16 protein-coding genes are annotated in these 19,373 nt (G+C 70.7%); 7 read left to right on the top strand and 9 right to left on the bottom strand.

Annotated features, from left to right (window positions below):
- Positions 1-63 precede the first annotated feature (63 nt).
- From ACWCQ1_RS00325 to ACWCQ1_RS00315, 3 genes are all read right to left on the bottom strand, one after another.
- Positions 64-831 (bottom strand): anti-sigma factor family protein, encoded by a 768-nt coding sequence (locus ACWCQ1_RS00325; protein WP_165954974.1) that lies wholly within the window; start codon positions 829-831, stop codon positions 64-66.
- Positions 832-878: 47 nt separating this feature from the next.
- A complete protein-coding gene (locus tag ACWCQ1_RS00320) occupies positions 879-1,400 on the bottom strand; it encodes a sigma-70 family RNA polymerase sigma factor (protein WP_010039908.1) in 522 nt (173 codons plus the stop codon).
- A 329-nt stretch (positions 1,401-1,729) separates the two neighbouring features.
- Complete coding sequence (locus ACWCQ1_RS00315) at positions 1,730-2,326, bottom strand: CGNR zinc finger domain-containing protein (protein WP_451025496.1); 597 nt, start codon at positions 2,324-2,326, stop codon at positions 1,730-1,732.
- 165 nt (positions 2,327-2,491) lie between these two features.
- Between ACWCQ1_RS00315 and ACWCQ1_RS00310 the strand changes: the two genes are divergently transcribed.
- Positions 2,492-3,019: an anthrone oxygenase family protein gene (locus tag ACWCQ1_RS00310; protein WP_165954973.1), complete on the top strand. Its 528-nt coding sequence runs from the start codon at positions 2,492-2,494 to the stop codon at positions 3,017-3,019.
- Between the two features lie 80 nt (positions 3,020-3,099).
- Here the strand turns inward: ACWCQ1_RS00310 and ACWCQ1_RS00305 are convergent, their stop codons facing one another.
- From ACWCQ1_RS00305 to ACWCQ1_RS00280, 6 genes are all read right to left on the bottom strand, one after another.
- Complete coding sequence (locus ACWCQ1_RS00305) at positions 3,100-4,260, bottom strand: uroporphyrinogen-III synthase (protein ID WP_133046279.1); 1,161 nt, start codon at positions 4,258-4,260, stop codon at positions 3,100-3,102.
- Between the two features lie 116 nt (positions 4,261-4,376).
- Entirely contained in the window at positions 4,377-5,756 is a 1,380-nt protein-coding gene (locus tag ACWCQ1_RS00300) for a nitrate/nitrite transporter (protein WP_451025495.1), read from the bottom strand.
- Positions 5,757-6,009: 253 nt separating this feature from the next.
- Entirely contained in the window at positions 6,010-7,242 is a 1,233-nt protein-coding gene (locus tag ACWCQ1_RS00295; RefSeq protein WP_451025494.1) for an acyltransferase family protein, read from the bottom strand.
- Positions 7,239-9,467, bottom strand: coding sequence for a glycosyltransferase (locus tag ACWCQ1_RS00290; RefSeq protein ID WP_451025493.1), 2,229 nt, complete (start codon positions 9,465-9,467; stop codon positions 7,239-7,241). Before ACWCQ1_RS00290 ends, ACWCQ1_RS00295 begins: the two co-directional genes overlap by 4 nt.
- Positions 9,467-10,297, bottom strand: coding sequence for a hypothetical protein (locus ACWCQ1_RS00285; protein ID WP_451025492.1), 831 nt, complete (start codon positions 10,295-10,297; stop codon positions 9,467-9,469). The genes ACWCQ1_RS00290 and ACWCQ1_RS00285 overlap by 1 nt, the downstream gene beginning before the upstream one ends.
- A 288-nt stretch (positions 10,298-10,585) precedes the next feature.
- Entirely contained in the window at positions 10,586-11,557 is a 972-nt protein-coding gene (locus ACWCQ1_RS00280) for a LysR family transcriptional regulator (protein ID WP_451025491.1), read from the bottom strand.
- A gap of 84 nt (positions 11,558-11,641) precedes the next feature.
- Here ACWCQ1_RS00280 and ACWCQ1_RS00275 point away from each other — a divergent pair, with 84 nt between their 5' ends.
- From ACWCQ1_RS00275 to ACWCQ1_RS00250, 6 genes are all read left to right on the top strand, one after another.
- Positions 11,642-12,931: an MFS transporter gene (locus ACWCQ1_RS00275; protein WP_451025490.1), complete on the top strand. Its 1,290-nt coding sequence runs from the start codon at positions 11,642-11,644 to the stop codon at positions 12,929-12,931.
- Positions 12,932-13,032: 101 nt separating this feature from the next.
- Positions 13,033-14,328: an ABC transporter substrate-binding protein gene (locus ACWCQ1_RS00270; RefSeq protein WP_358593935.1), complete on the top strand. Its 1,296-nt coding sequence runs from the start codon at positions 13,033-13,035 to the stop codon at positions 14,326-14,328.
- Entirely contained in the window at positions 14,325-15,284 is a 960-nt protein-coding gene (locus ACWCQ1_RS00265; protein ID WP_358593936.1) for a carbohydrate ABC transporter permease, read from the top strand. The genes ACWCQ1_RS00270 and ACWCQ1_RS00265 overlap by 4 nt, the downstream gene beginning before the upstream one ends.
- The gene (locus ACWCQ1_RS00260; protein ID WP_133046271.1) at positions 15,281-16,105 is read left to right on the top strand and encodes a carbohydrate ABC transporter permease; all 825 of its coding nucleotides are present in this window, start codon (positions 15,281-15,283) and stop codon (positions 16,103-16,105) included. The genes ACWCQ1_RS00265 and ACWCQ1_RS00260 overlap by 4 nt, the downstream gene beginning before the upstream one ends.
- A gap of 11 nt (positions 16,106-16,116) precedes the next feature.
- A complete protein-coding gene (gene yicI, locus ACWCQ1_RS00255; RefSeq protein WP_358593937.1) occupies positions 16,117-18,366 on the top strand; it encodes an alpha-xylosidase in 2,250 nt (749 codons plus the stop codon).
- A complete protein-coding gene (locus tag ACWCQ1_RS00250; protein WP_133046269.1) occupies positions 18,366-19,373 on the top strand; it encodes a LacI family DNA-binding transcriptional regulator in 1,008 nt (335 codons plus the stop codon). The genes yicI and ACWCQ1_RS00250 overlap by 1 nt, the downstream gene beginning before the upstream one ends.

Genomic DNA, 19,373 nt, shown 5'->3' with positions numbered 1-19,373 from the left:
CGAAGGGGACCCGTCAAAGCTACGTGGCGGCGCGCGTCGGTCCCACGAGGGGACCGACAACTGCTACGCGTCGACCTGGACGAGCTTCTTGCCGTCGAAGGTCATGACCTCGAAGTGGTCGATCTCGTTGGGCTGGAAGGCCGCGCCGCCCTGCGCGTACAGAGGCTGCTTCGCCTCCTCGACCTTGGCGTTCGGGATGCCGTAGCCCCACTTGGGGACCGACCAGGAGGACATGGTCTCGCGCTCGCCGTTCTTGCCGACGGCGATGAGCGAGCACTTCAGCGGTCCCTTGACGTTGCTGAGCTCGACGACGCCCCAGGTGCCCCAGTCCTTCTTCTCCATGGCCACGGTCGCCTGGACCTTGGTGGAGGAGTCGGTCGCCGACACCTTGTCGGAGATCTGACCGAAGGCCGCCTTGGCGCCCGCCGCCAGCGGGGTGGCGCTGGTGCCGCCCGAGCTGCCGCCGCCGTTCACGGCCATCACCGCGAGCGGACCGCCGATGATCAGCGCGGCCGCGGCCGCGACCAGGTAGAAGCCCTTGCGGCGCTTGACCGCCCGGCGCTCGGCGACCTCGTCGACCAGCTTCTCCGCGAGCCGTGGGCTGGGCCGCGCGGAGAGCGACTCGCCGATCGCGGGTGTGCTGCCGGTCCCCGGCAGGTCCGCGAGCGCCGCCAACATGGGTTCCATCCCCGCCAGCTCGTCGAGCTGCTGGGCGCACCATTCGCAGGTGGCGAGATGCGCCTCGAAGGCGGTCGCCTCGGCGTCGTCGAGAATGCCGAGGGCGTAGGCACCGACCGTTTCGTGCTCGCTCGGGCCCGGAGATCCCATCATGGGGCCAGACATACCCGAACCACCCGTTCCGAATCCCCCGTAAACACTCATGCCGTCACCCCCCGCTCCTCCAGAGCCAGCTTCATCGACCGCAGGGCATAGAACACCCGGGACCGCACCGTTCCGCTGGGAATGCCCAGCGTCTCGGCCGCCTCGTTGACGGTACGCCCCTTGAAGTACGTCTCGACGAGCACCTCCCGGTGGGCCGGGGTCAGGTCGTCGAGCGCGTCGGACAACGTCATCAGCCACAGCGCCTTGTCGATCTCGTCCTCCGCGGGGATGACCTCCAGCGGCGACGGATCGACCTCCTGCGGCCGGGCCTGCCGGCTGCGGTGGCCGTCGATGACGATGCGGCGCGCGACCGTCACCAGCCAGGGGCGTACCGATCCGGTCGCTCGATTGAGCTGGCCGGCGTTCTTCCAGGCACGGATGAGCGTTTCCTGGACCACGTCCTCGGCGCGCTGCCGGTCTCCGGCGACCAGGCGCAGTACATAAGCAAGGAGAGGTCCGGCGTGCTCCCGGTACAGGGCACGCATCAGCTCCTCATCAGGTTCCGAGGGCTGGGACATGCGATGTCGGGCCCTCGATCCACGTTCATTGGCCACGACGGAATCCTTGCGCACGCCCACCTCCGATGTCCGGGGGTTCCCCCAGTCGGTCGCTCGTGCACAGGTACGGATGTGGTCTCCGTCATGTTCAAAGCGGTACGACAGTTTTCTTCGGGGTGACGTGATGAGTGGGACATGAGAGCACATTCCCACCCCGCGATCTTTACATTTCCGCCACATCGGCAAGATCGAGCCAGCTGCCCGGAGCGGGCCGGGGGCAAACGGGATGTTGTCGAAATCACTTCGACACCAGAATGCCTGTTACCCGGCGTACCGACCAATCAGGACACTTAGGCCCGGGTGAGAGCCGCCCTCCGACGGTGCCGAGCCACCCGTTCACGGTTCCCGCAGACCTCACTGGAGCACCAGCGCCTCCTGCGTCCCCGGGACGAATCGACGTAGAAGATCGGGCAGTTGTCCCCCTCGCACTGCCGCAGCCCCGCCCGCGCGACCGGGTCGGTGAGCAGCTCCACGGCGTCCCGGGCGATCGCCCCGAGCAGCGCCGCGCACTCCGGCGGCCCGTCCAACTCCCTGACCAGCACCCCGTCCTCGCCGCGCACGGCACGCGGGGCCGGCGGCGCGGTCCTGGCGAGCTCGTTCACGCGCACGAGCGCGAGGTCGTACGACGGCCTCGGTACGGCGGCGAGCGCACCGCGCACCAACTGGCCGATCCGGGCCCGCAGTTCTCGGAAGCCGACCAGCCAGCCCGGGTCCGCGTGCGCCAGTGACGTGCCCGGCGGCACGAGTCCCGCGCCCACGATCCAGGCGCACAGCACCTCGACCGAGTCGAACCGTTCCTCGGGATGCGTCGTCGCCAGGAGGTCCAGGCAGATCCGCCCGGCGTCGAAGCGCAGCTCGTGAGGGACCGAGACCGTACCCAGTGCCATGTGCCTGTCACCGCCTGGGGCTGGGGTGGAGAACCGTTCCCCTTACAGTGCCCGTCCGCCCGCGCGGCCGGAACCCCTCGTGCCGGTGAGGTGGTTGGACGAGCGCGTATGCGGGTGCGCGTCTCGGCGATGTCCGGGGCGCCGCGCCGTCCGTTGACTTGAGGCATGACGCGGAATGGGACTGCCACGGGACTCGTACTGGGCGCGGCCACGGTCGCCATGGGACTGATCGCCGGGGTCTACTACATCTTCGCCTGCTGTGTGATGCCGGCGCTGGCCCGCAGCGACGACCGGGTCTACGTCGAGGTCATGAACGACATCAACGACGTGATCCAGAACCCGGTGTTCTTCCTCTCCTTCATGGGCGCGGCGCTGCTGACGGCGGTGTCGGCGTGGCAACTGCGGGGACAGCCCTGCCGCTGGTGGGTGTGGGCGGCCCTGGCCGCCTACTCCGCCGGCTTCCTGACGACCACGGCCTTCAACATCCCCCTCAACGACGGCCTTTCCCGCGCGGGCGACCCGACCGCGGCGCGGGAGCACTTCGAGCACGCGTGGGTGGCGTGGAACGCGGTGCGCGCGGTGCTGTCGACGGTGGCGCTGGTGTGTCTGACGCGGGCACTGGTGCTGTACGGGGCATTCCGGCGCAGGGGCGACATCAGCCCGTCCGGCGGTGCCCCCTCCGGGGGAGCCTGAGGACGCGGCCGTTCCGGCCGAAGGGGGCCCGGGAGCCGGCGGGCCCGGCGGACGGCACCCGGAACGCCGGGCGCCCCACTTCACACGTCCGCGTACTTCGCGTCCGCAGCCGGGTCCAACGCCAGCCGGTACCCCCGCTTCACCACCGTCTGGATCAGCTTCGGCGCCCCCAGTGCCGTCCGCAGCCGGGCCATCGCCGTCTCCACCGCGTGCTCGTCGCGCCCGGCACCGGGCAGGGCACGCAGCAGCTCCGAGCGGGCCACCACCCACCCCGGCCGCCGGGACAGCGCCCGCAGCAGGGACATCCCCGCGGGCGGCACCGGCCTCAATTCCCCGTCGACGAGCACCGCGTGCCCCCGGATCTCCACCCGGTGCCCGGCGATCGGCAGGGCGCGCGCCCGGCCCGGCAGCTCCTGGCACAGCAGCTGCACCAGCGGTCCGAGCCGGAACCGCTCCGGCTGGACGGTGTCGACGCCCCGCGCCTGCAGCGGCAGAGCGGTGACCGGCCCGACGCAGGCGGGCAGGACGTCGTGGTGGAGGGCCGCGATCAGCTCCGGCAGCAGCCCTCGCCCCTCCGCCCGGTTCAGCAGGGACGCCGCGGCCGGCGCGCTGGTGAAGGTGATCGCGTCCAGGCCCCGCGAGACCACGGCGTCCAGCAGCCGGTCCACCGGCCCGATGTCCTCGGGCGGCATCCACCGGTACACGGGCACCCCGACGACCTCGCCGCCCGCGGCCCGCAGCGCCTCCACGAACCCGGGCAGCGGCTCACCGTGCAGCTGTACGGCGATCCGGCGCCCGTCGACGCCCTCCTCCAGCAGCCGGTCCAGCACCTCGGCCATGGACTCGCTCGACGGTGACCATTCCTCGGTGAGCCCGGCGGCCCGTATCGCCCCCTTGACCTTGGGTCCGCGCGCCAGCAGCTCCACCGTGCGCAGCCGCTCCAGCAGCGGCTCCCCGAGCCCCCACCCGTCGGCGGCCTCGACCCACCCCCGGAAGCCGATGGCGGTCGTGGCCACGACCACGTCGGGTGCCTGGTCGATCAAGTCCTTCGTCGCCGCCAGCAGTTCGCTGTCGTCGGCGAGCGGCACGATGCGCAGGGCGGGTGCGTGCAGGACTGCGGCTCCCCGTCGCTGCAGCAGGGCGCCCAGTTCGTCGGCCCGGCGCGCGGCCGTGACGCCCACGGTGAACCCTGCGAGCGGGCCGTGCTGACCGGGCTGCGGTCGCTGCTGTTCGTCGTCCATGGCTCTCGTCCCGAACTCGAGTCGTCGTACAGGAGGTACGGCGGTACCTGCATGCCGAACGAGCCTGTCAACGGCGCGTGACAGGCTCGGTTCGGCTTCATGTCGCCGGTGTTACGTCACACCTCGGCGTAGCTGAGCTGCGGCTTCGCCTCTGAGGCGGTCGCGGCCTCGGTGGTTGCGGCCGGGCGGCGAAGGTATACGGCCCAGGTGACCGCGAAACAGAGGGCGTAGTAGGCGAGGAAGGCGACGAACGCGCCGGTTCCGGAGCCGTAGGACAGGAAGGACTGCCGGAAGGCCATGTTGATGCCGACGCCGCCGAGCGCGCCCACCGCGCCGATGAGGCCCATCGAGGCACCGGAGAGCCGGCGCCCGTACTTGACCGCTTCCTCGCCCTGAAGTCCCTTGGAGAGGGCCTTGGTCTGGAAGATGCCCGGGATCATCTTGAAGGTCGACCCGTTGCCGAGGCCGGCGAGCGCGAAGAGGACCACGAACGCGGTGACGAACAGGGGCAGCGACTTCTGCATGCTGGCGAGGACCAGGACGGCGGTGGCGGCGGCCATCGCGATGTAGTTGTAGAGGGTGATCTTCGCGCCGCCGTACTTGTCGGCGAGCCAGCCGCCCACGGGCCGCACCAGCGAGCCGAGCAGGGGGCCGATGAAGGTGAGGTAGGTGGCCTGCAGCGGCGTACGGCCGAACTGGTTGGTCAGCACCTGCCCGAAGGCGAAGCTGTAGCCGATGAAGGAGCCGAACGTCCCGATGTAGAGGACGGACATGATCCAGGTGTGGGCGTCCCGGGCGGCGTCCTTGGCGGCGCCGGTGTCGTTCTTCACGTTCTCGATGTTGTCCATGAAGAGCGCGGCGAGGACCGCGGCGACGACGATGAGCGGGATGTAGATCCCGAGCAGCACGCGGGGGCCGCCGCTGGCACCGATGACGGCGAGGGCCACGAGCTGGATCGCCGCGACGCCGATGTTGCCGCCGCCCGCGTTGAGGCCGAGGGCCCAGCCCTTCTTCCTGAGCGGGAAGAAGGCGTTGATGTTGGTCATCGAGGAGGCGAAGTTGCCGCCGCCGATGCCGGCCAGCAGGCCGAAGAGCAGGAAGGTGTCGAAGGACGTCCCGGGCTTCATCACCGCGAACGCGGCGACGGTGGGGATGAGCAGCAGACCGGCCGAGACGATCGTCCAGTTCCGGCCGCCGAAGATCGCGACGGCGAAGGTGTAGGGGACGCGGACGACGGCGCCGACGAGCGTGACCATCGACGTCAGCAGGAACTTGTCGGCCGGGGTCAGCCCGTACTCCGGCCCCATGAAGAGCACCAGCACGGACCACAGGGTCCAGATCGAGAACCCGATGTGCTCGGAGAGCACGGAGAAGACGAGGTTGCGCTTGGCGATCTTCTCTCCGGTCTCGTTCCAGAAGGCCTCGTCCTCGGGATCCCACTGCTGGATCCAGCGGCCTCCCCTGCTGGATGCGGGGGCTGTACTAGGGGCTGTCATGACGCCTCCACGGTGCGACGGGCTGATGAGTCCCGAAGGTAGGGAGGCGGCGTTACCGCCCTGTGGCACCGGGTGACCGCAAGGGAACGTTGCTCTCACCCGACGCGGGGCCGGGATGAGAGGTTCCGACCCCACACGTTACGAACGCCTCCCGGGAGGCGGCGGGCCCCGGTGAAGTCAGCGGCCGAGCCGGTCGACGGGATCGTCGTCCTGCTCCACGCGCCGGAAGTGCGGCACGCCGGCGGCCGCGTACTTACGGGGCCTCACCTCCACGAGTGAGCCGTCGGGATCCCCCGCGTCGCCTTCCGTCGGGCCACACCCGGGGACTCCGCCCCGCCGCCAGGTCCTCGATCCAGCCGAACGTGAGGATGGCCAGGGCGATCAGGGGCCAGATCAGGACGAACGTCCAGAAGCCGTACGTCGAGTCCAGGGCCGACGACGCCGTGTCGCTGTCCATGAAGGGGAGGTCGTAGGCGCGGTCGATGATCGGGAACGTCGCCATGATCAGGAGGTTGTGCCAGAGGTAGATGGTGACGGCCCTGTTGTTGGAGAGGGTCACCAGCCTGTCCCAGCGGGCGAGGCGGCCCGGCAGCTCCCGCCAGGACGGGGAGTACTGGAGCAGGATGACGACGAACCCGAGGGACCAGGTCGCCTGGGCCAGCGGGATGTCGTTCAGGTCCCAGGCGTCCTCGCCCGGATGGCCCGAGGCCCACCACAGCCCGAACGCCATCACCAGCGCCGAGCCCGAGACGGCGAGGTAGCGGGGGACGCGTCGCAGCAGCCCCTCGTGGTGGGCGAAGCCCAGGACCCAGCAGGCGCCGTACGTCCCGAAGTCGGTGATCGCGTTGCCCGTCTCACCGGGGATCGTGACGACACCCGTGCCGACGATCGCCGTCAGGGCGAGCGGGGCGAGCAGCGTCGGCCACGGCGCGCGGCGGAACGCCCACAGCAGCAGCGGGGACGCGATCACGAACCACAGATAGGCGCGGAGGTACCACAGCGGTCCCGCCGCCTGGTCCGCCCAGGTGGAGTCGAACAGGCCCCCGTCGGTGCCGAGGTGCCAGGGGTAGGGCGGGGCGCCGACCGGGACGACGTAGTTGAGGAGGTCCGCCACCCCCCAGGCGCCCCCGGTGTCCCGGTCCTTCAGCGGGTTCCAGCCGTCCGCGACCATCATGGCCACGACCACGGCGCTGAACGCCCACAGGGGAGGCAGCAGTCGGCGGATCCGGCCGCGGACCACGCTCGGCGCCGGGCGGCCGAGCGACCGTGCCATCAGCGAGCCGGCGAGCGCGAACATCACGCCCATGGAGGGGAAGAGGACCGACAGCCAGGCCCAGCCGAAGAGGTGGTAGACGACCACCCGGACCAGGGCGATCGAGCGCAGGAGGTCCAGGTACCGGTCACGGCCCGGCTTCCCCGGCGCGGCAGCGGACGCGGGCGCCGGTTCCGGCCGGTGCGGGACGTCGGTCGTGTGTCCGTGCGTCATGCCACGGGCCTCCGATCACTGCTGCGCGTACTGCTCGCACTGCTCGTACTGCCCGTACGGCTGCGCTGGCGCGGCACCGAGCCGCCCGGCGCCTCCACGACCCCCGTGCGGCGCAGCTTCTGCCAGCGCAGACGGCCGCCGGTGAGGGCCGTGATCCAGGACTGGAGCAGCACGACGTACATGAGCTGGCGGTAGAGGATCTGCTGCAGGGGGAGCGAGATCAGATGAGTCATGCGTTCCTTGTCGAGGCGGAAGGCGTAGGCCGCGCATACCGCCTGGATCGCCAGCACCCCGAGCCAGGCCACGATCGTCTTCTCGGTCGGGCCGAACACGACGCCGTACAGGAGGAAGACGTCGATCAGGGGGGCGAGCAGCGGGGCCACCACCGTGAACAGCGACACCAGCGGCAGTCCCACCCGGCCGAAGCGGCCCGAGGGACCCCGCTCCACGAGGGCGCGCCGGTGCTTCCAGATCGCCTGCATGGTGCCGTACGACCAGCGGTAGCGCTGGGACCACAGCTGCTGGACCGTCTCGGGCGCCTCGGTCCAGGCGTGCGCCTTCTCGGCGTACACCACCCGCCAGCCGTCGCGGTGCATGGCCATCGTGATGTCGGTGTCCTCGGCGAGCGTGTCGTCGCTCATCCCGCCGACCCGCTGCAGCGCCGAGCGGCGGAAGGCCCCCACGGCCCCCGGAATGGTCGGCATGCAGCGCAGGATGTCGTACATACGGCGGTCGAGGTTGAAGCCCATCACGTACTCGATGTGCTGCCAGGCGCCGATCAGCGAGTCCCGGTTGCCGACCTTCGCGTTGCCGGCGACGGCGCCCACCCGCGGGTCGCCGAAGGGCTGCACCAGCTCGCGGACGGTGGACGGTTCGAAGACGGTGTCCCCGTCCATCATCACGACGATGTCGTGGCGGGCGTTGGCGAGGCCCCGGTTGAGGGCGGCGGGCTTGCCCGCGTTCAGCTGCCGCACGACCCGGACGTTCGGCAGGCCCATCGCCTCGACGATCCTGGCGGTGCCGTCGCCGGAGCCGTCGTCGACGACGATCACCTCGATGGGGTGCTCGCTGGCCATCAGTGAACGGACCGTGTTCTCGATGCACTTGGCCTCGTTGTACGCGGGCACGAGCACCGACACCGGTTCGGTGACCGGCGGCCCCCAGCCGAAGTCCCGCCGCCGGACCCGGCGGGCGTGCGCGCCGGACAGCAGCAGCATCAGCGCGAACCGGCCGATGACGAGCGTGCCGATCACCGCGAGGCCGGCCACCATCACGCCGGTGATGTCGTCGGAGGCCCGGACGAGGAAGATCCACGCCCGGCCCTTCCACAGCTCGGCGCCGGTGACCGGGGTGAGCGCGCTGGGCGCGTCGAGCGCCTCGGTGAGGTTGTCGAACCGGTAGCCCCTCGCCTGCGTCTCGGGCAGGAACCGGTCCAGGGCCCGCACCGTCTGGTGGCGGTCGCCGCCGGAGTCGTGCATCAGCACGATGGCGCCCTTGCCGCCGCGCGGAGTGGCGTTGCGGACGATCGTGGAGACGCCGGGCTTTCGCCAGTCCTCGCTGTCGGTGTCGTTGACCACGGTGAGATAGCCCTTGGTGCCGATGTACCGCGTGACCGGCCAGGACCTGTCGTCCATGGCGTCGGCGAAGGAGGAGTACGGCGGGCGGAAGATCGAGCTGCGGATGCCGGCGGCGCCCGCGAGCGCCAGCTGGTTCTGGGACAGCTCCCAGTCGATGCGCTTCGTCGACTGGTAGGAGAGATCGGGGTGGTTGAAGGTGTGCAGGCCGACCTCGTGGCCCTCCGCCACCATCCTTCTGACCAGGCCGGGGTGGCGGGAGGTCATCGTGCCGGTGACGAAGAAGACCGCGTGGGCGTGGTGCTTCTTCAGCACGTCCAGGACCTTCGGGGTCCAGGTCGGGTCGGGGCCGTCGTCGAAGGTGAGGACGAGGCGGTGGTCGGGGACGCTCAGGCTGGTGGTGCGGCCGCTGCGGGTGTCGATGACCGGGCCGCCGTCGAGGATCCGCTCCGGGACCTCGCCGGTGCCGGCCTCGGGCCGGACGCGGTGGTCGGCGAGTATCTCGCTGTGGACGTAGCCGCGCAGCATCAGCATCGCCACGAGCGCGACGAGGACGAGCAGCGGCAGCAGCAGACGCAGGGGCAGGCGGCGGCGCCGTGGGCCGTCGGGGGTGGCGGCGGCGGCCTGCCGGCGGGTGGTGCGGGAAGCCATCAGAGGGTGTTCTCCGGGGACGTTCGGGCGAGCGGGGCGGCCCGTCCGGCCGGTTCCCCGGCGACGGGGTGGCGTGCGCTCGGTCCGTAGGCCACCGTGCCCGGGCCGGCCGGGGGCGTGGACGGGGAACCCGTGCCGACGCTGGGGCTCGGGTCGGGCGAGCCGGACGGGGGCGGGCTGGTGGAGGCCGACGGGCTGGGGTTGCCGAGGCCGGTTCCCGGTTTGGTGGGCGACGTGGTGGGCTTCGGCGTGGGGTCGGCGGACGTGGCCGGCGCCGACGGGTCGGCGGATGCTCCGGGCGCGGTGGCGCGCGCACCGGGCGACGGGGTGGTGCCGTCGCTCGCGGCCGGTGGGGTGCCCCGGGTGACACCGGCGGTGCCGGCGGGCCGGGCCGGGTCCGAGGGCGCGGGCGAGATGTCGAGCCGGCCGGCCGGCTTGTCGTCCTGCCGGCCGGGCACCGGCAGCCAGGGCGCGTCGGAGCTGCCGGAGAGCAGGGTGACGACGATGACGACGGCGTAGACCGCGCAGGCGATGCCGATGGCGATGCCCAGTCGGCGGAAGGTCCGGCCGCGGCGGCCCGACTCGTCCACGAACACCGGTCCGTCGGAGGGGTCGGCGGGAGCGGCCGGCCCGGGCTCGGTCTTCCGCGGGCTCGGATCCTGCCGCGGACCGGCCCCGTCCAGCTGGACGGTCACCTCGTGCGGGTCATGGGTGTGCTCCGGGTAGGCCGACGCCGCCCAGGGGTCGCGGGAAGCCGCGGGGCCTCTGCGGAAGGCGTCGAAGCCGTCCGGCGAGTCCGGCGTGTTTCCGCCATGTCCGGCACCGAGCACTTCGTTTCGTCCGGTGGCCGGAAACGACTGGGTTCTGTTCGCTTCGGCGACTTTTCCGGTCGCTGAGAGAGCATCGCTCCCTGATGGCGGTTCGGGCCATTCCGGTTGGGCGTCTTCTCGCCACTTTTTCACGCGCACGCACATCCCCCACGAGACCGTTCCGGGCGCGCACACGACACCGAGCACTCGCCGCAGAACCCGGCCCCCACCGGGATCTTGCGCCCCCCTTACCACTAGGTGCTCGGGCCACGAATGTAGCGCAGAAGGATGATCCGTGTGCGCCGTGTGTCAGTAGTGGGCGCGCGCCGGGTCCAGATCCATGGCCGGAATCCATCCATCGACCGGCCGCCGCAGCCATCCCTCGGCGGCCGACAACTCCAGCGCGGCCCGCCGAAGCGCGTCGAATCCCGGGTGCACCAGGCCCTTCCGCCACACAAGTGACACGGGCGACAAAGGCACCGGGTCGATCAAGGGCCGCAGCACGGTCCTCGGCATGGCCGGAAAGTCCACCACGGCGAGGATCGGGTTGCGCATCTTGGCCATGATCCGCTCGAACTCCTCGTCGCCGACGGCCAGCGGCGCCGGCGGCGCGACGGCTATGCCCCGTCCGTCGAACAGCCGGCGCGCGAGGTCCGTCCACTCGGGGGTGCGGGGGTTTCCGGCGCCCGCGTACACGGTCTCGCCCGCCAGCGCGGCCAGCGGCACCGCCTCCAGCGACGCCAGCCGGTGGTCCTCGGGCAGGACGACCGCCATCGGCTCGTACCGCACGAGCAGGTGCTCGAGACCGCCCCGCAGGGCCGGGTCCAGGCCCGCGAACCGGCCGAAGGACGCGTCCAGCCGCCCGGCGAGCAACTCCTGCGCCGCGCCGGTCAGACCGCTCTCGTAACGGGCCATCAGCTCGTGCTCGGGGGCGAGTTCACGCGCCCGGTGCAGCACCCGGCGGCCGGTGACCAGGCCGGGCGAGTTGAGGTCGACCAGCAGCGGACGTGTCTGTCCGAAGGCGCCGAGCAGGTCGTCCTGCGCCTCGAGGACCCGGCGCGCGTACGGCAGCAGCCGCTCGCCGTCGGGTGTGAGCGTCACCTGCCGGGTGCTGCGCACGAACAGCTCGGTCCCGAGCTCCCGCTCCAGCCGCCGCACATCCCGGCTGAGCGCCTGCTGGGCGAGGTAGAGCCGGGCGGCGGCCCGGGTGAAGTGCAACTCCTCGGCGACGGCGACGAAGGCGCGCAGGAGACGGGGGTCGAGGTGGCGGGGTGCGGGCATCCGGCGAATTTACAACGGGAGTGCGTGGATCAAGGAGCGACAGGTGTTGGACCCGGCGACCGCTCCGGGGCGACGGTGCTGCACATGCCCGAACCGACCAGGACAGCGCCGCTGTTCACCGTCACCGCCGACACCCTCGTCGCCGTCGACTTCGGCCCCCGTTGGCGGAAGCGCCCGCCCGGCCCCTACCGCCGTCTCTTCGCCGTCCCCGGCGCCCGCGCCTTCACCCTCGGGAACCTGCTGGCCCGCCTCCCGATGGGCATGTTCAGCCTGAGCGCGGTGATGATGATCGCCGGGGCGCGCGGCTCGTACGCCCTCGCCGGCGCCGTTACCGCGACCGGGCTCGCGGCGACCGGGCTGGTCGCCCCCTGGACCGCCCGGCTCGTCGACCGGCACGGGCAGGCCCGGATCGCCGTACCGGCCACGGCGGTCGCCGTCCTCGGCTCGCTCGCGCTGCTGCTGTGCGTGCACTACGACGCCCCCGCCTGGACCCTCTTCGCCTCCTACGCCGCCACCGCGACGACCCCGAACACCGGCGGCATGTCCCGCGCCCGCTGGGCCCATCTGCTGGGGGACGACGAGCGGGCCCTGCACACCGCGAACTCCTTCGAACAGGCCGCGGACGAGCTGTGCTTCATGCTGGGCCCGGTGCTGGCGGCCTTCCTGTGCGGGACGTTCTTCCCGGAGGCGGGCACGCTCGTCGGGGCCGTGCTGCTGCTGACCGGCGTCCTGCTGTTCGCCGGGCAGCGTTCGACCGAGCCGCCCGCGTGTCGCCGCCCTCCGGCCGGGTCACCCTTGCGGGCCCCCGGGATGCCCCCGCTGCTGGCCGTCTGTCTCGCGACGGGCGCGGTGTTCGGCTCGACGGAGGTCGTCACGATCGCGTTCGCGGACGCGCAGGGACACCGGTCGGCGGCGGGCGTGGCCCTCGGGCTGCAGGCGGCCGGATCGTGCGCGGCGGGGCTGCTGTTCGGGGCGCTCGGGCCGGCCGGGCCCGTAGGCCGGCGTCTGACGTGGTGCGTCGCCGCGATGACGGCCCTGCTGACCCTGCCGCTGCTCGCCGCCTCCCTCGCCGGCTCGCTCCCGCTCCTCGCGCTCGCCCTCCTGATCGCCGGCATGGCGACCGCTCCGACGATGGTCACCACCATGACGCTGGTCCAGCGGCGCACCCCGCAGGGCCGGCTCAACGAGGGCATGACCCTCGCGGTGACCGGACTGCTCGGCGGGATCGCCTGCGGCTCGGCGACCGGCGGCTGGCTGGTGGACCATCTGTCGGCGACGGCCGCCTACGGAGCACCGGTGACGGCCGCCGCGCTGGCCCTCGTGATCTCCCTCGGCGCAGGTACTCCGAACAGCGATTCACGTCAGATGCGTTGACGCGCTCACAGCCCGCACCTACCGTCCTCCGTCGAAGCGCTTCGACGCCTGGCATCGAATCGATTCGACGACTACCCATCCGACTCCTGCGGAGGCACGGGATGTTGACGGCACGAAGGCGTGTGACGGCGGTCGCGGCCGCGCTCCTCAGCGGGGCGCTGCTGCTGACCGCCTGCGGCGGCTCGGACAGCGGCTCCTCCGACGCCAAGACGCTCAAGCTCTGGCACTACGAGGGTCCCGACAGCGCGATGGGCGTGGCCTGGAACGAGGCGATCAAGGAGTTCGAGGCCAAGCACCCGGGCGTGAAGGTGAAGTTCGAGGAGAAGGGCTTCGAACAGATCCAGAAGACCGCGCCCATGATCCTCAACTCCTCGGACGCGCCCGACCTCATGGAGTACAACAAGGGCAACGCGACCGCGGGGCAGCTGTCGAAACAGGGCCTGCTGACGGATCTGTCGGCGGAGGTCAGCAAGCGCGGCTGGGACAAGCTGCTCAGCCCGGGCGTGGCCACGACCAGCAAGTACGACGCCAACGGCGTCATGGGCTCCGGCAAGTGGTACGGCGTGCCCAACTACGCCGAGTACACGATGGTCTACTTCAACAAGGACCTGTTCAAGAAGTATTCGATCGCCGAGCCGAAGACGTTCGACGAGCTCACGGCCGCCATGGACGCCTTCGTGAAGAAGGGCGTCACCCCGCTCGCCGACTCCGGTGCCGAGTACATGGCCCAGCAGTACCTCTACCAGCTCGCCCTCTCCAAGGCCGACCGCTCGTGGGTCGACAAGTACGAGCTGTACAAGGGCAAGACCGACTTCCACGACGCGGCCTGGACCTACGGCGCGACCACCTTCGCCGACTGGGTGAAGAAGGGCTACATCAGCAAGAAGTCGACCAGCACCAAGGCCGAGGACGCGGGCGTCTCCTGGATCCAGGGCAAGGCGCCGATCCTGTTCTCCGGCAGCTGGTGGTACGGCCGTTTCCAGTCGGAGGCCAAGTTCGACTGGGACACCACCCTGTGGCCGGACTCGAACCTCACCCTGGGCTCGGGCGGGAACCTCTGGGTGGTCCCGAAGAACGCCAAGAACAAGGAGCTGGCCTACGACTTCATCGACATCACCATGTCGAAGAAGATCCAGAACCTGCTCGGCAACAAGGGCGGCATCCCGGTCGCCGCCGACACCGGCGCCATCACCGACCCCAAGTCCCAGCAGCTCATCGCCAACTTCAACACGGTGAGCAAGCGTGACGGCCTGGCCTTCTACCCGGACTGGCCGGTCAACGGCTTCTACGACACCCTCGTCTCCGAGACCCAGAAGCTGATCACCGGCAACGAGAAGCCGGACGCCTACCTCTCCAACCTCCAGCAGGCGTACGACAAGGGCGTGCCGCAGCAATGACGGTCACCGTCGAACGGGGAGCGCGGGCCGTCGGCACCGATCCGCACGCCGGCCCGCGCCGCCCCCGTACCCGCGACTCGTACGCCCTGTTCCTGCTGCCCGGCGTCCTCGCCTTCACGGCGATCATCATCGTCCCGTTCCTGATGAACACGGGCGTGAGCTTCACCGAGTGGCAGGGCGTCGGCAGCCCCAAGTGGACCGGCCTCGCCAACTACCGTGAGCTGCTGGACGATTCCGAGTTCTGGGCGTCCTTCCGGCACAGCCTGTTCATGGTCGTCGCCATGGCCGCCGTACCGACCGTGCTCGGGCTGGTCCTGGCGGCCGCCCTGTTCGACTACATCGGCAAGCACTTCGGGTCGAGGTGGGCCGCGGTGCTGCGGGCCTGCTTCTACCTCCCGCAGGTCCTGCCGATCGCGGTCGCCGGCATCGTGTGGAGCTGGATCCTCGCGCCGGACAACGGCTCCCTCAACGAGCTGCTGAAAGCGGTGGGGCTGGGCTCGTGGCAGCAGGACTGGCTGGGCGACCCGGACATCGCGCTCTACAGCGTGATGGGCGTGATGGTGTGGGTGCAGATCGGCTTCCCGCTGGTCGTCTTCATGGCCGGACTCCAGCGCGTGGACCCGCAGCTGTACGAGGCGGCCGAGCTGGACGGGGCCGGCTGGTGGCGGCGGTTCTGGCACATCACGCTGCCGCAGATCCGGCCCGAGATCTACGTCGTCCTGACCTGGTGCACCATCGCCGCGCTCAAGGTGTTCGGCGCGGTGTACGTACTGACCAAGGGCGGACCGGGCGGGGCCACGGACGTGCCGTCCTACTTCTCCTTCACCACCTTCTTCGAGAAGACGCAGGTCGGCTACGGTGCCGCGATCTCCACGGTCCTCACCGTGATCATCCTGGCCCTCTCCCTGATCCTGCTCGCACTCCAGACCCGCAGCGAGGAGGGGGAGAGCGCATGACCACCGCCCTGCGCCGCTACCCGGTGCTGATCGCCCTGTGCATCGCGGCCCTCTTCATGGTCGTCCCGTTCCTGATCGTCGCCGTCAACGCGGTCAAGTCACCCGCCGAGTACTCCGAGCACGGCCCGCTGAGCCTCCCCCAGGGGCTCTACCTGGACGGCCTCAAGGACTTCTGGCAGCGCGTCGACTACGGACAGAAGCTGTTCAACTCGGTCCTGATCAGCGGCTCGGTGGCCGTCCTCGCCGCGATCCTGTCCGTGCTCAACGCGTACGCGATCGGCATCGGCCGGATCAAGGGCCGCGCCTGGGTGCTCGCCTTCTTCGTGCTCGCCAACATGCTGCCGCAGGAGGCGCTGGTCTACCCGCTCTACTACCTGAGCAAGCAGGTGGGCCTGTACGACACCAGGCTGAGCGTGATCATCGTCTTCACGGTGATCCAGGCGGCCTTCGGCACGTACCTCCTCTCCTCCGTCCTGGGCCGGTTCCCGCGCGAGATCATCGAGGCGGCCCGGATCGACGGCGCCAACAAGTGGCAGGTGCTGTGGCGGATCGTCGTCCCGGTCAGCCGGCCGACGATCGGCGTGCTGCTGGTCTTCTTCTTCATCTGGACCTGGAACGAGTTCCTGCTCCCCCTGGTCATGCTGATCTCCAACGACAACCAGACGGTGTCGGTGGCGCTCGGCGTCCTCCAGGGCCAGCGCCTGATGGACGCCACGATGACCAACGCGGCCGCCCTGCTCGGCGTCCTCCCGGCGATCGTTTTCTTCCTCGTCTTCCAGCGGACCCTCACCCGCGGCATCGCCGTGGGTGCCGTCAAGTAAGGACCCCCCACGTGAAGTTCACCGATGGTTACTGGCTGCTGCGCGAGGGCGTCACCGCGGCTCATCCCGTCGAGGTTCTCGACGTCACCGCCACGGACGACTCGCTGGAGATCCACGCGCCGACGCAGCCCATCCGCCACCGCGGCGACCTGCTGAAGGGACCGGTCGTGACGATCAGTGCGCACACGCCGATGCCGGACGTCATCGGCGTCACCTTCACCCACTTCGAGGGCGAGCAGCCGCGCGGGCCGGAGTTCGAGCTGCAGGGCGCGGAGTTCAGCCCGCAGGTCTCCTACGACGAGGAGCACGCGACGCTGACCTCCGGCGCGCTGTCGGTCCGGGTGGCCCGCACCGGCACCTGGCACGTCGACTTCCTCGCCCAGGGCCGCACGCTGACCTCCAGCGGCCCCAAGGGCATCGGCATCATGCGGGACGCGACGGGCGCGCACTATCTGCGCGAGCAGCTCAACCTGGGTGTGGGCACCAGCGTGTACGGCCTCGGTGAGCGGTTCGGCCCGCTGGTGAAGAACGGCCAGGTCGTCGACATCTGGAACGCGGACGGCGGCACGGCGACCGAACAGGCCTACAAGAACGTCCCGTTCTATCTGACGGACGCGGGCTACGGCGTCTTCGTCGACCATCCGGGGAAGGTCAGCTTCGAGGTCGGCTCGGAGGCGGTGTCCCGGGTCCAGTTCAGCGCGGAGACGCAGGAGCTGACGTACTACGTCATCCACGGGCCGAGCCCGAAGGAGATCCTGCGCAAGTACACCGCCCTCACCGGGCGGCCGGCGCTCCCGCCCGCCTGGTCGTTCGGTCTGTGGCTGTCGACGTCCTTCACGACGTCGTACGACGAGGAGACGGTGACCTCGTTCATCGAGGGCATGCGGGAGCGTGAACTGCCGCTGTCGGTCTTCCACTTCGACTGTTTCTGGATGCGCGAGTTCAACTGGTGCGACTTCCAGTGGGACCCCAGGGTCTTCCCCGACCCGGAGGGCATGCTGACCCGGCTCAAGGACCGGGGCCTGCACATCTGCGTGTGGATCAACCCCTACATCGCCCAGCGCTCCCCGCTGTTCGCGGAGGGCAAGGCGCTCGGGCATCTGCTGCGGCGGCCGGACGGGAGCGTCTGGCAGTGGGACATGTGGCAGCCGGGCATGGCGCTGGTCGACTTCACCAGTCCGGCCGCCCGGGACTGGTACGCGGCGAAGCTGGAGGCGCTGCTCGCACAGGGCGTCGACTGCTTCAAGACCGACTTCGGCGAGCGGGTGCCCCTCGACGTGGCCTGGTCCGACGGCTCGGACCCGGAGCGGATGCACAACTACTACACGTACCTGTACAACCGCACCGTCTTCGACGTGCTGCGCAAGCACCGCGGCGAGGGCGAGGCCGTGGTCTTCGGACGCTCGGCGACCGCCGGCAGCCAGAAGTTCCCCGTGCACTGGGGCGGCGACTGCGAGGCGACGTACGAGTCGATGGCGGAGTCGCTGCGCGGCGGGCTGTCGCTGGGGCTGTCCGGCTTCGGGTACTGGAGCCATGACATCGGCGGTTTCGAGGGCACGCCGACGCCCGAACTGTTCAAGCGCTGGCTCGCGTTCGGCCTGCTGTCCTCGCACAGCCGGCTGCACGGCAGCTCCTCCTACCGGGTCCCGTGGCTCTTCGACGAGGAGTCCGTGGACGTGCTGCGGGAGTTCACCCGGCTGAAGCTGAGCCTGATGCCGTACCTCTACGAGGCCGCGCGCACCGCGCACGCCGAGGGGGTGCCGGTGATGCGGGCGATGGTGCTGGAGTTCCCGGACGATCCCGGGTGCGCGCATCTGGAGCGGCAGTACATGCTCGGGCCGGACCTGCTGGTGGCGCCGGTGTTCAGCGACGAGGGGGATGTGAGCTACTACGTGCCCGAGGGCACCTGGACCCACTTCCTGAGCGGAAGGACGGTGACCGGGCCGCGCTGGGTGCGGGAGCGGCATGGCTTCCTGAGCGTGCCGCTGCTGGTGAGGCCGGGGGCGGTGATCCCGGTGGGGGCGGTGACCGACCGGCCCGACTACGACCACGCCGACGGGGTCACCCTGCGGGCGTTCGGCCTCGAGCGGGGCGCGCAGGTGACGGTGGCGGTCGGCGAGGTCACCTTCACCGTCGTCCGCGAAGGGGACACCCTGCGGGCCTCGTGCAGTGATCCGGTGGCGCCGTGGAGCCTGGCCGCCGGGGAGCGGACGGCGGCGGCCAAGGCGGGGGCCGGGTTCCTCTCCCTGGAGCTGGGCTGATGGTGAAGATCACCGATGTGGCGCGGCACGCCGGGGTCTCCCCCAGCACCGTCTCCTACGCGCTCAGCGGCAAGCGGCCCATCTCCGAGGAGACCCGGCAGCGGGTCGAGGCGGCCATCCGCGAGCTGGGCTACCGCCCGCACGCGGGTGCCCGCGCCCTGGCCAGCAGTCGCTCCAACGTCCTGGCGCTCGTGGTGCCCTTACGGGCCGGCATCCACGTCCCGGTCGTCATGCAGTTCGCGGTGTCCGTGGTGACCACCGCCCGACGCTACGACCACGACGTGCTGCTGCTGACCCAGGAGGAGGGCGAGGACGGGCTGCGCAGGGTCGCGGACACGGCGCTGGTGGACGCGCTGATCGTGATGGACGTCCAACTGCACGATCCCCGGCTGCCGTTGCTGCGCTCACTGGAGCGGCCGTCGGTGATGATCGGGTTCCCGGCCGAGGCGGACGGGCTGACCTGCATCGACCTCGACTTCAAGGCGGCCGGCGAGGCGTGCGTGGAGCATCTGGCGCGGCTGGGCCATCGGGTGGTGGCGCTGGTGGGGTCGCCGCCGGAGGTGTACGTCCGGCAGACCGCGTTCGCCCAGCGGGTCGTCCAGGGCTTCACCGCGGCCGCCGACCGCGGCGGGCTGTCCTCCTCCGTCCACCCCTGTGAGGCCACGCCCTCCGGGGCGCGGCTGGTCGCCGAGCAACTGCTGCGGGAGCAGCCCGCGTTGACGGGGGTCGTCGTCCACAACGAGCCGATCCTGGAGCCGCTGATCGACGCCTTCGAGCAGCTCGGGCTGCGGGTCCCCGGCGACCTCTCGGTCACCGCGATCTGCCCCGACGAACTGGCCGAGTCGGTCCGCGTCCCCGTCACCTCCGTCGCCCTGCCCTCCGCCGAGGTGGGCGAGCGGGCGGTGCATCTGCTGATGAAGAAGCTGGGCGGGAGTGCCGTACCCGAGGCGACGCTGCTGCCGCCCCGGATGACGGAGCGGGCGAGCACGGCACCGCGCGACGCCTGA

This window comes from Streptomyces sp. NPDC002144, assembly GCF_053593695.1.
This window is presented reverse-complemented; position numbering and strand designations above follow the sequence as displayed.

Bases quoted from the DNA above. Each gene is read 5' to 3' on its own strand.
- ACWCQ1_RS00325 (WP_165954974.1), bottom strand. From the start codon at position 831: ATGATGGGATCTCCGGGCCCGAGCGAGCACGAAACGGTCGGTGCCTAC.
- ACWCQ1_RS00320 (WP_010039908.1), bottom strand. From the start codon at position 1,400: ATGTCCCAGCCCTCGGAACCTGATGAGGAGCTGATGCGTGCCCTGTAC.
- ACWCQ1_RS00315 (WP_451025496.1), bottom strand. From the start codon at position 2,326: ATGGCACTGGGTACGGTCTCGGTCCCTCACGAGCTGCGCTTCGACGCC.
- ACWCQ1_RS00310 (WP_165954973.1), top strand. From the start codon at position 2,492: ATGACGCGGAATGGGACTGCCACGGGACTCGTACTGGGCGCGGCCACG.
- ACWCQ1_RS00305 (WP_133046279.1), bottom strand. From the start codon at position 4,260: ATGGACGACGAACAGCAGCGACCGCAGCCCGGTCAGCACGGCCCGCTC.
- ACWCQ1_RS00300 (WP_451025495.1), bottom strand. From the start codon at position 5,756: ATGACAGCCCCTAGTACAGCCCCCGCATCCAGCAGGGGAGGCCGCTGG.
- ACWCQ1_RS00295 (WP_451025494.1), bottom strand. From the start codon at position 7,242: ATGACGCACGGACACACGACCGACGTCCCGCACCGGCCGGAACCGGCG.
- ACWCQ1_RS00290 (WP_451025493.1), bottom strand. From the start codon at position 9,467: ATGGCTTCCCGCACCACCCGCCGGCAGGCCGCCGCCGCCACCCCCGAC.
- ACWCQ1_RS00280 (WP_451025491.1), bottom strand. From the start codon at position 11,557: ATGCCCGCACCCCGCCACCTCGACCCCCGTCTCCTGCGCGCCTTCGTC.
- ACWCQ1_RS00275 (WP_451025490.1), top strand. From the start codon at position 11,642: ATGCCCGAACCGACCAGGACAGCGCCGCTGTTCACCGTCACCGCCGAC.
- ACWCQ1_RS00270 (WP_358593935.1), top strand. From the start codon at position 13,033: ATGTTGACGGCACGAAGGCGTGTGACGGCGGTCGCGGCCGCGCTCCTC.
- ACWCQ1_RS00265 (WP_358593936.1), top strand. From the start codon at position 14,325: ATGACGGTCACCGTCGAACGGGGAGCGCGGGCCGTCGGCACCGATCCG.
- ACWCQ1_RS00260 (WP_133046271.1), top strand. From the start codon at position 15,281: ATGACCACCGCCCTGCGCCGCTACCCGGTGCTGATCGCCCTGTGCATC.
- ACWCQ1_RS00250 (WP_133046269.1), top strand. From the start codon at position 18,366: ATGGTGAAGATCACCGATGTGGCGCGGCACGCCGGGGTCTCCCCCAGC.